This window comes from Pseudomonas sp. B21-028 (genome assembly GCF_024749045.1).
Taxonomy (GTDB): domain Bacteria; phylum Pseudomonadota; class Gammaproteobacteria; order Pseudomonadales; family Pseudomonadaceae; genus Aquipseudomonas.
Map to the genome: position 1 here is coordinate 1,468,643 of NZ_CP087184.1, position 13,160 is coordinate 1,481,802.

The 13,160-nt window shown below is 63.1% G+C and carries 12 protein-coding genes; 3 read left to right on the forward strand and 9 right to left on the reverse strand.

What is annotated here, in order from left to right:
• Positions 1-129 precede the first annotated feature (129 nt).
• The gene (locus tag LOY35_RS06640; protein ID WP_258631574.1) at positions 130-1,023 is read left to right on the forward strand and encodes a helix-turn-helix domain-containing protein; all 894 of its coding nucleotides are present in this window, start codon (positions 130-132) and stop codon (positions 1,021-1,023) included.
• A 7-nt stretch (positions 1,024-1,030) separates the two neighbouring features.
• Here the strand turns inward: LOY35_RS06640 and LOY35_RS06645 are convergent, their stop codons facing one another.
• The 9 genes from LOY35_RS06645 to gap form a co-directional block, all read right to left on the reverse strand.
• On the reverse strand, positions 1,031-1,207 hold the full coding sequence (locus LOY35_RS06645) for a hypothetical protein (protein WP_162843618.1): 177 nt from the start codon (positions 1,205-1,207) through the stop codon (positions 1,031-1,033).
• A 223-nt stretch (positions 1,208-1,430) separates the two neighbouring features.
• Positions 1,431-1,790 carry a DUF5064 family protein gene (locus tag LOY35_RS06650; RefSeq protein ID WP_258631576.1) on the reverse strand — a complete coding sequence of 120 codons (360 nt, stop codon included), beginning with the start codon at positions 1,788-1,790 and terminating at the stop codon, positions 1,431-1,433.
• Positions 1,791-1,868: 78 nt separating this feature from the next.
• On the reverse strand, positions 1,869-3,215 hold the full coding sequence (locus LOY35_RS06655; RefSeq protein WP_258631577.1) for a CoA transferase: 1,347 nt from the start codon (positions 3,213-3,215) through the stop codon (positions 1,869-1,871).
• Positions 3,216-3,260: 45 nt separating this feature from the next.
• Positions 3,261-3,653: a YbaN family protein gene (locus LOY35_RS06660; protein WP_258631578.1), complete on the reverse strand. Its 393-nt coding sequence runs from the start codon at positions 3,651-3,653 to the stop codon at positions 3,261-3,263.
• 160 nt (positions 3,654-3,813) lie between these two features.
• Entirely contained in the window at positions 3,814-4,404 is a 591-nt protein-coding gene (locus LOY35_RS06665; RefSeq protein WP_258631579.1) for a biliverdin-producing heme oxygenase, read from the reverse strand.
• A 165-nt stretch (positions 4,405-4,569) separates the two neighbouring features.
• Positions 4,570-7,161, reverse strand: coding sequence for a TonB-dependent receptor (locus LOY35_RS06670; RefSeq protein WP_258631580.1), 2,592 nt, complete (start codon positions 7,159-7,161; stop codon positions 4,570-4,572).
• A gap of 119 nt (positions 7,162-7,280) precedes the next feature.
• Positions 7,281-8,186: a FecR family protein gene (locus tag LOY35_RS06675; protein ID WP_408981249.1), complete on the reverse strand. Its 906-nt coding sequence runs from the start codon at positions 8,184-8,186 to the stop codon at positions 7,281-7,283.
• A 149-nt stretch (positions 8,187-8,335) separates the two neighbouring features.
• Positions 8,336-8,842 (reverse strand): RNA polymerase sigma factor, encoded by a 507-nt coding sequence (locus LOY35_RS06680; RefSeq protein WP_258631585.1) that lies wholly within the window; start codon positions 8,840-8,842, stop codon positions 8,336-8,338.
• 203 nt (positions 8,843-9,045) lie between these two features.
• Positions 9,046-10,047, reverse strand: a complete 1,002-nt coding sequence (gene gap / locus LOY35_RS06685) for a type I glyceraldehyde-3-phosphate dehydrogenase (RefSeq protein ID WP_258631586.1) — start codon at positions 10,045-10,047, stop codon at positions 9,046-9,048.
• Between the two features lie 229 nt (positions 10,048-10,276).
• Here gap and edd point away from each other — a divergent pair, with 229 nt between their 5' ends.
• Entirely contained in the window at positions 10,277-12,103 is a 1,827-nt protein-coding gene (edd, locus tag LOY35_RS06690) for a phosphogluconate dehydratase (RefSeq protein ID WP_041022916.1), read from the forward strand.
• The gene (locus LOY35_RS06695; protein ID WP_258631589.1) at positions 12,100-13,056 is read left to right on the forward strand and encodes a glucokinase; all 957 of its coding nucleotides are present in this window, start codon (positions 12,100-12,102) and stop codon (positions 13,054-13,056) included. Before edd ends, LOY35_RS06695 begins: the two co-directional genes overlap by 4 nt.
• Positions 13,057-13,160: the final 104 nt, after the last annotated feature.

Genomic DNA, 13,160 nt, shown 5'->3' on the forward strand with positions numbered 1-13,160 from the left:
ATTGTTATGAATCGAGTCCTTGCATTTTTTCCTTGCGGGCCTGTCAATTGAAGGGGAAAACTGAGCCGATACCTGTACTTTCTGCCAATCGGTGCGATTATCGCCCGCTACCCGAGGCCGATCCTCGTTATGAAGAAAACAGACCTGCCTTCGATCCCGGTGTTCAAGCTCTACGGCGAAAGCCAGGATTGGCCGACGCCAGACTTGCTGCACTGCGAGACCATTTCCAAGCGCAGTCGCGAGCATCAATGGGAAATCAAACCCCACCGGCATGCGGACCTCTGCCAGTTGCTGTTCGTCTTCAAGGGCCGGGCGGAGCTGGAAATCGAAGGCCAGCGCACCCAGCTCGACGAGCCGGCGGTGCAGATCCTGCCGCCGCTGTCGGTCCACGGCTTCCGATTTTCCGAAGACGTGGAAGGCTACGTGGTGACCCTGGCGGCGCCGCTGGTGACCCACCTGCAAGGGCAGTTGGGCCATTCGGTGAACATCCTGGCCCAGGCCGAGAGCTACCCGGCGGGTGAAAATGCCGACTACCTCAACAGCCTGTTCAGCGCCTTGCAGAGCGAGTACATGGGGCATCAACCGGCCCGGGAAATGCTCATGCACGCGCTGGTCAACGTGATCATGGTCTGGGTCAGCCGCCAGGTCATGCAGCGACGGACCCAGACCCAGCGCCCGCAGCGGGCCCGGGAATACCTCAATGGGTTCATTCAACTGGTGGAGGAAACCTATCGCGAGCACGTCAAGGTGGAAGACCTGGCCCATCGCCTGGGCATTTCCGTGTCGCACCTCAACGGCACCTGCCGCGAGCTGGCGGGACAGCCGGCGTTGCAGATCATGCACGAGCGTCAACTGCTGGAGGCCAAGCGAATGCTGACCTACACCGGCATGACCATCTACGAGATTTCCGAGATGCTCGGGTTCTCCGACCCGACCAACTTCACCCGCCTGTTCCGCCGCCGTGTCGGCATCTCGCCCAAGGCTTTCCGGGACCGGCTCAAGACCGATCAGCAGGACGACTGAGCGCGCTTCAGCGCAGGGCGTTCAGGGTCGCGTTGTGCGGAATGCAGCGTTCGAAGTTGCAACTGGCGTATTCACGGGGCAGTTGCCTGGCCTGCTCGACCCGGTAGGCCGCCGTGCCATACAACGCAAGCGTAGCGGCGCAGGTCACGAAGATGGCGAGGCGTCTTTTTGTCCTGATGTTCATGGCGATGACCTCTGAACGAATACCCTGGGGTACTGTTTTCAGCATAGGTCAGCGGGGGGGAGTTGCCAGTGGGGTGGAAGGTGCAATTACCCTGGCATTCAGGACACTGATATCCCCTGTGGGAGCGAGCCTGCTCGCGATGGCGGTGGAGCTGTCACATCCCTGTCGACTGACAGGCCGCTATCGCTCGCTCCCACAGGGTGTCGGGGGTAGCCAGATCGAATTACGCCAAATGCTCGGGCTTCACCGGATCGCCCGGTTTCACATCCAGTTGCTTGCGCACATCCTCGAACATGTCGTCGTAGTACGTGTGCAGCGAGCCGATGCTGGCGCTCTTCGGCATGCCATATTTTTGCGCGATGTTTGTGGCGTGCCGGGCAAAGTCGAAGGCCAGGTCCTTGGGCAGGAAAAAGCTCTCGTCCACGCTCTTGTCCTCGACCGTGCCGTGCAACCGGAACGACATGCCGGTGCCTTCCTTGGGATCCTGGGCCACTTCGTAATCGATGCAGAGGTTGTAGCTGAAATCATCCGTGTTCAGCGCACGGCGCTCTATGTGCAGGTGACCGGGTTGGAACATGGCCATGAGCGGCTCTCCTTCGTCAGTATGCAAAGGCAGACCTGGCATCTGCCTTACAAGTTTCCTTTTTCGGTGGGGGTGAAGTCACCACTGTGCTCGATGTTCCCCCAGATTCGCAGCCGGTAGCGTCCACTGCAGCGGTGTACCAACGAGCTTCATCGGCACCTGCAATCGATGCGCCGGTCCCCACGGCGTCTGTTCCACCAGTAACCCTTGATCGTTGGCGTCCTCCGGTCGTAGCGCATCCTGACCGCCGGCAGCCTGCTCGATCAACAGCTTGGCCGTGCGTGCCAGTGACAGGTGTGCCGAACCGCCGCGGCCGTTCTCCAGACGCCGGGCCAGCAACACCACGGCGCTGGCGGCCATCAGGTAACCGGTGCCGTGGTCCAGCGCCTGGACGGGCAGCGGTGTCGGTTTGTCGGTCTGTTTCCAGGCCATGCCGGCATCAGCGATGCCGCTGCTCATCTGCACCAGGCTGTCGAAGCCGCGCCGGTTCTGCCACGGCCCGCTCCAACCGTAGGCGTTGAGGCTGACATCGATCAGGCCAGGAGCGATCCTGTGGCGTTGCTCGGCGCCGTAGCCCAGGCGCTCCAGGGCGTCGGCCCGGTAGCCATGCAGGAGGATGTCGGCGTCCTTGAGCAGTGCTTCGAACGCGGCGCGGTCGTCGGGCTGATGCAGGTTGAGGCGGGCGCAACGTTTGCCGAGGGTGACTTCCGGGACCACGCCGGGCTCGTTCCAGGTCGGTGGGTCGATCCGCAGGACGTCGGCGCCCAGGCCGGCGAGGAAGCGGCTGGCGACGGGACCGGCCAGCACGCGGGTCAGGTCCAGCACCTTGAGGCCGGCCAGTGGTTGGGCCATGGAGCCGGGCCAGGGGCTGCGGTGTGCCTCGACGTTTTCAGTGAAATGCACCAGCGGCTCGGCATTCACTGCCCTGCCTTGGGGATGCGCTTGCCAGGCCTGCCACGAGCGCATCTCGGCGGCGCAGCCACCGGCGTCGACGACGGCTTGTTCCAGTTCGGTCTTGTTCCAGCGGATCACTTTGCTCGCCATGTCGGCGCGGTCAACGCAGGCACCGAGGACCTTTTCCGCCGCCCGTCGATGATGCGGCGCATTGGTGTGCAGGCGAATCCAGCCGTCGGCGGTGGCGTAGTCACCGGCCACCGGGTCCCACATCGGCGGCACGCTCCAGCCAATGGGGCGCAGGGACGTGGAAAACCAGAACGAGGCCAGGCGTCGGTCGACCTCGAGGGACGGCAAGCGGCCAGTCTGTTGGTTAATGAGCTCTGCTATCGCTTGGCCGGCCACGGCGATACTGGCGCTGGCCAGCTCCGTGACGGCGAACGCCGAAGGCAGGGCGCCGTCACTCGCGAAGCGGATCGGGGTCGTGGGCAAGCCGAGGGCGGCTTGCATGGATGCGAGTAGATCTGTCATCGGAGGCCCTCCGGATGTGAGAGGCCGAGCATAGATCAAAACGGTTTATTCGGACGCCTGCGCTGTTGCAGACGGACGGGACCAGATCCACAGATTGCCCGCGCCCATGCCCGTCAGGGCCAGGTAGACCGGCCAGCCATGCTCGAGCGTTGCCAGCATCAGTGCCGCGCAGAACAGCATGCCGAGGGTTGCGCCCACCTTGGCCCGACGCGGAATGACCTTGCCGTTGCGCCAGTTGTACAGCATCGGCCCGAACAGCCGATGGCGCTCCAGCCAGGCACTCAGGCGTGGCGAGCTGCGAGTCGCGGCCCAGGCGGCCAGCAGGATGAACTCGGTCGTCGGCAGGCCAGGCACGACGATGGCGACCAGGCCGATGGCGAGGCTGGTGTAGGCGAGCAGGCCGAAGAGTAGTTGGACGGCTTTGTTGGGGTGGTTCATATGTCTCTGTTCAGTGATGCACAACCCCTGTGGGAGCGAGCCCGTGGGAGCAAAGCTTGCTCGCGACGAACGAAAACACGGTCGATGGATCGAGGCGTCTTCATCGCGAGCAAGCTCGGCTCCCACACAGGCTCGCTCCCACAGTGGCTTGCGGCGTCTATCAGGCCAACTCAGCGCTATAGGCCTGTTTCAGCAACACCGTAAACCGGTTGAAGGCGTCCAGCGCGCCTTTGTCCGCCTCGGCTTCCTGCTGTTCGGTGAGGCTCAGTTCATCAAGGATACGGGTGAAGGTCTTCCAGCCTTCGGCGCGGCCGCCCGCCGGTTCGGCCAGGTGGCGGGCGCCGAAGGTTTCGCTCAGCCCCAGGTTTACTGCGCGCTTGATCAGGAACGCCGCGCCCAACTTCGAGCCTTCCGAAACGAACAACCAGCCCAGGGCCTCGGCCATGGTCGGGTTGTCCAGCGCGCCGGCCACCGGGGTCGGGACATCGGTGTCCAGGTCCGCCAGGTCGGCCTTGGCCGCTTCGGCACGGCAGCGGGCCGGCAGGTCGGGGATCAGGGCGGATAGCTGCGCGTCGTTGTACAGCGCCACCAGTTCCGACTGGAACAGGTACTGGGCGACGACGAAACGGGCAAAGCTGGCCGGGGTTTCGAACGGGGCGTGGGCCTTGACCAGAGCGTCGAGCTTGCCGTGGGGCTTGTGGGTGATCTGGTTGAGGCGTTGGGAGCGGGCGGTGGGACGTTGGGTGGTCATGAATAATCCTTCGAATGGAAACAAGTCGCTGTTGTGGCGAGGGGAACCACTGTGGGAGCAAGGCTTGCCCGCGATGCAGACGATGCGGTCCTTTAGAAACCGAGGCGCCTGTATCGCGAGCAAGCTTTGCTCCCACCTATGAAACTGTTTGCTGTGGTCAGCGGATCAGATATCCCAGATCAGGTTGACCGCGAAGTTGCGCCCCGGCGCCGTCAGGCGGTCGAGGTTGGCGGGGCTCAGCACGGCCGCTTCGCCGACGCTGTCGTAGCCGCGCACGTCGTCCCACAGCCAATACTTCTTGTCGGTGAGGTTGTAGAGACCACCGCTGACGGTGATGTCCTGGGTCACCTTGTAGAAACCGGTCAGGTCGAGTATTCCGAACCCGGGCGTCTTGAACTGGCTGCTGACGCCATCCGGCGAGTTGAAGTTGCTGTCATCGACACGGTTTTTCTTCCTGACCAGGGTCCAGGTGAGCAAGCTGCCGTAATCGTCCTGGTCGTAACCCAGGCCGAACACGCCGGTCAGCGGGTTGACGCTGTTGATCGGCTGGCCGGTGTCGTCGTTGCGACCGTAGGCGTAGGCCACCGAGCCCTGGGTATAGAGGCCCTGAGGCGCACCCAATACGTCCAGGTCCAGGCGGCCCTTTATCTCGGCGCCCTTGATGGTGGCGTGCTTGATGTTGTTGCTCTGGAAGGTCAACTGATCGGCGCCGGGGGTGATGGCATCTTCGTTGATGAAATCCCGGTACTTGTTGTAGAACACCGCCACGTCGAACGAACCGGAGTCGAACCGGCCACGCAAGCCGGTCTCGTAGCTTTTGCTTTTTTCCGGTTCCAGGTCGGGGTTGGGTTTCACGCTGTAGCCGACGTCGGGATTATCGAAACGGCCATACAGGGCCTTGGCGGTCGGGGTGCGGAAGCCTTCGGCGTATTGGCCGTAGCCGGTGTACTGGCCGGTAAAGGCGTAGGTCAGGCCGAACTTGGGCGAGACGCGATGCCAGGTCTTGTTGCTGTCGCTGACCTGGCCGCCGCCGGTCGGGTCCACGGTGTCGAGGAAGGCCTGGGTGAGGCGCGGCTTGAGCTGGGTGTAGTCGTAGCGCAGGCCCGGGGTGAAGGTCCACTTGTCCCAACCGATCTGGTCCTGGGCGAACAGGCTGTAGGTGTTGATGGTCGGGTCCGGGAAGTCGCTGGCCTTTGCCAGTACGTCCCGGGTACTGATGGCGCCGACGGCGGAACAACCGACGCCGACCGCCAGGCACACGCCATTGCCGCTGCGCGAGCCGGTGACTTTCTGTTGCTTGATCGTGGTGCCGTAGGTCAGTGCGTGATCGGTGTCGGCGAGGCTGAAGGCCTTGTCCAGTTGTGCGTCGAACACCCATTGTTTGTCTTCGTAGAGGGTTTCCCGGGTACGTAGGACCTGGCGGGTGATCGGGAAGTAGAACTCGGCGGTGCTCTCGTCGGTCTTGGCGATCTGGTGATTCAGGCTCCACTTGATGTTGTCGGCCAGCAGGCTGTCGAGGGCGAAGCTGTGCTCCAGGCCGAAACGCTCGCGGGTGACGGTGTCGTTGCCGGTGCGCCACTGGTACATGCCGCCCGGCAGGATGCTCGGGGGGATGGTCGGCTGGCCGTTGAAAAAGGGGCCGCCGTAGGCGCTTTTCAGATCGGTGTCGCGGTCGTCCTTGTACTTCTCGTAGACCAGGCCCAGGCGCGCATCGTCGCTGTAGTTCCAGCCGAGTTTGGCCAGTACGTTGCTGGCGCGCACGTCCTCCGGGTTGGCCGCGGTGCGGTCCAGGCCGGTGCCGTTATGGCTGCCGTAGGATTCGGTTTCATGGCCGTCGCGCTGGCTGTAGTGCAGCAGGCCGTCGAATGTCCCGCTGCGGCCGGCGACGGTGGCGGATTTGAGCCAGCTTTCGTCGGCGGAGCTGTAGCCGGTCTTCAGACGGGCACCGACGTCCTGGCCGGGTTTGATGATGTCATCCGGATCCAGGGTGAAATAGCTGACGGCGCCGCCGATGGCATTGCTGCCATAGAGCACCGACGCCGGACCGCGGAGGATTTCCACGCGCTTGATGATTTCCGGGTCGACGTAGTTGCGCTGGGTCTTGGCGTAGGGGCCATTGAAGAAGCCGTCGGGAATCGCCACGCCGTCGACCTGGGTCAGGATCCGGTTGCCGTCGATGCCGCGGATGTTGTAGCCGCTGATGCCGCCGCGCTGGCCTGCGCCGCCCACCGACACGCCGGGCTCGTTGCGCACCAGGTCCTTGAGGGTGTTGACGTTGTTGCGGTCCAGTGCCTGGCGGTCATGGACACTGACGGTACTGGGCACGCCGCTGATGTCCTGCTCCTGGCGAGTGGCACTGATGGTCATCTGTTGCAGGTTCACCACATTGCCGGCGCTGCGCTTCTCCAGGACGATGCTGTTGTCACCCAGTTTGCGGTAGCTCAGGTTGGTTCCCGCCAGCAGGCGCTCTAGGGCTTTCTCCGGTGGCAGCGAACCGCTGACGCCGGGCGATGCGACGCCTTCGGCCAGCTCGGCCGGCAGCCCCACTTGCCAGCCGGTGACGGCCATGAACGCGTTCAGGGCCGATACCAGGGGTTGCTGGGCGATGACGAAGGTGTAGTCGCCGATGTTGCGGGCTGGCGGTTGTGTCGCAGCGGCCAGGACGGCGGGCGCGATGCCTGCCATGAGGATGGCAGCAGTCAACAACGACAGCGTGCGGGAAGGGGCAAGGAACCGGCAGGTAAGGCGAGAGGACATCGATAGCGCTCCGTGTCGCATCTGTTATAGGTGCAGATTGGCATCGATAGATGCGAATCAGTTGCATTGGCTATAACGAGACGAATCAGCGAAGGCTATCGAGTAAAAATAATTCTCATTTAGTTCAGGATCACCAGCGCGGGGAATTCCTGAAGCTGTGCAGAGGTGATGTGAGCCAGGGAGCGAACCACGTCCAGCGGCTGGTCGAGGCGGTAGTTACCGGTCACCGCGACTTGGGCCAATTGCTCGTTGCGGTTGATGATCCAGCCGGGGTAATAGCGCCGCAGTTCGGCCAGAACCTGGCTCAGCGGCCGGTTCTCGAACACCAGCCGACCCTGGACCCAGGCCAGGTCGGTGCTGGCGTCGAGCGGGGCCGGGCGGTCGAAGCCGTTGGGGCCGATGCGGATGCTTTCTCCGGCCGAGAGCCGGACATGGGTGTCGTTGCGGTTGGCCCGCAGGTCCACGTCGCCACGCTGGACCTGAACCTGGGCCACGCCGTCGAGGTAGCGCACCGCGAACGTGGTGTTGCTGACACTGGCGGTGACCGGCCCGGCGTCGATCTCCAGTGGCAGGCTGCGAGTGTCGGGCACCTCGAAAAACGCTTCGCCCTTGTACAACCGGGCCACGTGGCGCTGTTCGTTGAAGGTGCTGGAAAAGGCCGAGTCGGTGTTGAGCAGGACCTTGGAGCCGTCCTCCAGTTGCACGCGCTGGCGTTCACCGACCACCGTCAGGTGATCGGCCTGGAAATGCAGGGGCAGGTCGCTGAAATTGAACAAGCCGAGAAACAGCACGGCAGCGGTGGCCAGGGGTTTCCAATGGGCGCGCAGGCGTGACAACGCGCTCACCCTGGAGGCGGCCTGGAGCTGTCGGGCACTCTCTTTTACTTGCGGGCCGTTCCAGAGGGTCTGGGCCCTGAGGAATGCTTCGCCATGGCGCGGATCAGCCGCCAGCCAGACCTGGAATTGCCGGGCCTGCTCCTGGCTGGGGTTGTCCAGCAGGATCAGCCAGTCCAGCGCCTGCTCCATGGCATGGGCGGTGTCCTGTGCTGACGCAGACTCGGGAGCGTGGTAATTATCCGTCACGGTGGTTACTCGGCATTGGTGGCAAGCGACAAACTACGAGCGGCAAGCAACGGATGGCAAGCATGCGCTGCTTGTGGCTTGTCGCTTGAAGCTTATAACTGACAACTCCTCACACAGATCGCCATGATCAGTTTCAGTTCCTTTTGCACGGTACTCAGGGACACACCCAGCTCTGCGGCGATGTCCTGATAACCATGGCCATGCAGGCGGCTGAGAATGAAAATCCGCTGTTGACGCGGACTCAGCGCTTGCAGGCTGACGTTGAGGCGCTCAAGCATCTGTTCGGCATGGGCGGCGTCTTCGGCGCTGCTCTGGGGCGCGACCACATTGTGGACGACCTCCAGCGGCACATCGTCCAGCACGGTCCGGGACTGCATGCGTCGGGCACGCAAATGATCCCGCGCCAGGTTGCGGGCGGTCTGGAAGACAAAGGGTTCGAGGTGCTCGACGGTGCGTTCGCCCACGGCGCGGGAGACCCGCAGATAGGTTTCCTGGAGCAGGTCTTCGGCGGTACTGGGGTTGTTGACCATGCGCTCGAGGGTGCGCAGCAGGGGTATGCGCTGGGCGAGGAAGACGTGGTGAAAGCGCGATTGACTCACGGTGAGGCCCGATCCGATTCGAGTAGATGATAATGCTTATCATCTACTCGATGGGTCAAGCCCGGATTTCATCACTACCCGAAAACCACTGTGGGAGCGAGCCTGCTCGCGATAGCGGTGTGTCAGTCGAAAAAAATGCTGACTGACATACCGCTATCGCGAGCAGGCTCGCTCCCACAAAAGAGCTCAACAGCCGTGCTCGATCACTCGGCGTTGCACAACGCCAGGCAGTTATCGAGCATGCGGTTGGAGAAGCCCCATTCGTTGTCATACCAGGCCAGTACCTTGAGCAGCTTGCCGCTGACCTTGGTGTGGTTGGCGTCGAAGATCGACGACAGCGGGTTGTGGTTGAAGTCACTGGAGACCAGCGGCAGGGTGTTGTAGCCGAGGATCTTCGAATGCTGGCTGGCCTGGCGCAGCAGTTCGTTGACGTCTTCGGCCGAGGCTTCGCGCTTGAGCTGCACGGTCAGGTCCACCAGGGACACGTTGATCACCGGCACGCGTACGGCCATGCCGGTCAGCTTGCCCGCCAGTTCCGGCAGCACCAGGCCCACCGCTTCGGCGGCACCGGTCTTGCTCGGGATCATGTTCTGGGTGGCCGAGCGGGCGCGGTACGGGTCGGTGTGGTAGACGTCGGTCAGGTTCTGGTCGTTGGTGTAGGCATGGATGGTGGTCATCAGGCCGCTTTCGATGCCCAGCTCGCGATGCAGCACCTGGGCCACCGGGGCCAGGCAATTGGTGGTGCACGAAGCGTTGGAAATGATCTGGTGGGACTGGCGCAGGATGTCGTGGTTCACGCCATACACCACCGTGGCGTCGGCGCCCTTGGCCGGGGCCGAGATGATCACCTTGCGGGCGCCGGCGCTGATATGGGCGGCGGCTTTGACGCGGTCGGTGAACAGCCCGGTGCACTCGAACACCACATCGATCTTCTCGGCGGCCCAAGGCAGTTCGGCCGGGTTGCGGATGGCGCTGACCGCGATGCGGTCGCCATTGACCGTCAGGCTTTCGTTATCGTGCTGCACCTCGGCATCGAAAGTGCCGTGGACGGTGTCGTACTTGAGCAGATGAGCATTGATTGCACTGTCGCCCAGGTCGTTGATGGCGACGATCTGCAAGTCGCGACGATAGCCTTGGGTATACAGTGCACGGAGGACGTTGCGGCCGATGCGGCCAAAACCATTGATTGCGATTCGAAGAGTCATTAACTGCGCCGCCGTCGATTTGTTGTTGGAATTACAAGATTATTCGCATAAAAATAGAAAACAAGCCTTTTTGATGGCAATATTTTGTTTTATCTACAACGAGTGACCTGAATCAACTGGTCCGATTGGTCAAAAACCGTTTGTCGCCTTCTCTATCACGGGGCGCGCAACCGGCTCTGACCAGCATAGACAATCAGGTCGCCACACCCGTTAGCCTGGAGTTCTACACATGCATCCCCGCGTTCTTGAGGTCACCGAACGGCTTATCGCCCGCAGCCGCGCCACGCGTCAGGCTTACCTTGCATTGATCCGCGGTGCTGCCAGCGACGGTCCGATGCGCGGCAAGCTGCAATGCGCCAACTTCGCCCATGGCGTGGCCGGTTGCGGCAGCGAAGACAAGCATCACCTGCGGATGATGAACGCCGCCAACATCGCCATCGTGTCGTCCTACAACGACATGCTCTCGGCCCACCAGCCCTACGAAACCTTCCCGGAACAGATCAAGAAGGCCCTGCGCGAGATCGGCTCGGTCGGCCAGTTCGCGGGCGGCACGCCGGCCATGTGCGACGGCGTCACCCAGGGCGAGGCGGGGATGGAGCTGAGCCTGCCGAGTCGCGAAGTGATCGCGATGTCCACGGCGGTGGCGTTGTCCCACAACATGTTCGACGGCGCGCTGATGCTCGGCATCTGCGACAAGATCGTCCCGGGCCTGATGATGGGAGCGCTGCGCTTCGGTCACCTGCCGACGATTTTCGTGCCCGGCGGGCCGATGGTGTCCGGCATTTCCAACAAGGAAAAGGCTGACGTGCGCCAGCGTTACGCCGAGGGCAAGGCCACTCGCGAAGAGCTGTTGGAGTCGGAGATGAAGTCCTACCACAGCCCCGGCACGTGTACCTTCTACGGCACCGCCAACACCAACCAGCTGCTGATGGAAGTGATGGGCCTGCACTTGCCGGGCGCCTCGTTCGTCAACCCGAACACCCCGCTGCGCGATGCCCTGACCCGCGAAGCGGCGTTCCAGGTGACGCGCATGACCAAGCAGAGCGGCAACTTCATGCCCATCGGCGAAATCGTCGACGAACGCTCGCTGGTCAATTCCATCGTCGCGCTGCACGCCACCGGCGGCTCGACCAACCACACCTTGCACATGCCGGCCATCGCCATGGCGGCGGGTATTCAATTGACCTGGCAGGACATGGCCGACCTCTCCGAGGTGGTGCCGACCCTGAGCCACGTCTACCCGAACGGCAAGGCCGACATCAACCACTTCCAGGCGGCGGGCGGCATGTCGTTCCTGATCCGCGAACTGCTGGAAGCCGGCCTGCTCCACGAAAACGTCAACACCGTGCTCGGTCACGGCCTGAGCCGCTACACCCAGGAACCGTTCCTTGAGGATGGCGAGCTGGTGTGGCGCGACGGCCCGATCGAAAGCCTCGACGAAAACATCCTGCGCCCGGTGGCCCGTGCGTTCTCGCCGGAAGGCGGCTTGCGGGTGATGGAAGGCAACCTGGGCCGTGGCGTGATGAAAGTCTCCGCCGTGGCCCTGGAGAACCAGATCGTCGAAGCGCCGGCCATGGTTTTCCAGGACCAGCAGGACCTGGCGGACGCGTTCAAGGCCGGGCTGCTGGAGAAGGATTTTGTCGCGGTAATGCGCTTCCAGGGGCCACGCTCCAACGGCATGCCGGAGCTGCACAAGATGACCCCGTTCCTCGGTTCGTTGCAGGATCGCGGTTTCAAAGTGGCGCTGGTGACCGACGGGCGCATGTCCGGCGCCTCGGGGAAAATTCCGGCGGCGATCCATGTCAGCCCCGAAGCTTACGTCGGCGGTGCGTTGGCCCGGGTGCAGGAGGGCGATATCATCCGTGTCGACGGCGTCAAAGGCACCCTGGAATTGAAGGTGGACGCCGAGGAATTTGCCGCACGCGAACCGGCCAAGGGCCTGTTGGGCAACAACATCGGCACCGGTCGCGAACTGTTCGGTTTCATGCGCATGGCCTTCAGCTCGGCAGAGCAGGGCGCCAGCGCCTTCACGGCTGCACTGGAGACGATTAATTGAAACTGGCCCTGGTCGGTGACATCGGTGGGACCAACGCGCGCTTCGCGTTGTGGAAGAACCACAACCTGGAAAATGTCCAGGTGCTGGCGACGGCGGATTACGCCTGTCCTGAAGATGCCATCAAGGTGTACCTGAGCGGCATGGGCCTGGCGCCTGGCGCCATTGGCTCGGTGTGCCTGTCGGTGGCCGGCCCGGTGGCGGGCGATCTGTTTCGCTTCACCAATAACCACTGGCGCCTTAGCAACCTGGCGTTCTGCAAGACCTTGCAGGTCGAGAAGCTGTTGCTGGTCAACGACTTCTCAGCCATGGCCCTGGGCATGACCCGCTTGCGCCCCGATGAGTACCGGGTCGTGTGCGAAGGCACCCCGGAGCCGATGCGTCCGGCGGTGGTGATCGGGCCGGGCACGGGGCTGGGCGTCGGTACATTGCTGGATCTGGGTGACGGTCGCTTTGCGGCGTTGCCGGGGGAGGGCGGTCATGTCGACCTGCCGATGAGCAGCTCGCGGGAAACCCAGCTCTGGCAGCACATCTACAACGAGATCGGTCACGTCAGCGCCGAAACCGCCCTGAGCGGCAGCGGCTTGCCCCGGGTGTATCGGGCGATCTGCGCGGTGGACGGGCATGAGCCCGTGCTCGATACTCCCGAATCCATCACCGCCGCCGGCCTGGCCGGTGACCCCATCGCCCTGGAAGTGCTGGAGCAGTTCTGCCGCTGGCTGGGACGCGTGGCCGGCAACAACGTGCTGACGGTGGGCGGCCGAGGTGGTGTATACATCGTCGGCGGGGTGATCCCCCGGTTTGCCGATTTCTTCCTCGAAAGCGGCTTCGCCCGCTGCTTCGCCGACAAGGGCTGCATGAGCGATTACTTCAAGGGCATTCCGGTCTGGCTGGTCACCGCGCCGTACTCCGGCCTGATGGGCGCGGGCGTGGCGCTGGAGCAGTCGGCCAGCTGAAATGCAGTCCCCCTGTGGGAGCGAGCCTGTGGGAGCAAAGCTTGCTCGCGATGAACGAAAACACGGTCAATGGATCGAGGCGTCTTTATCGCGAGCAAGCTCGG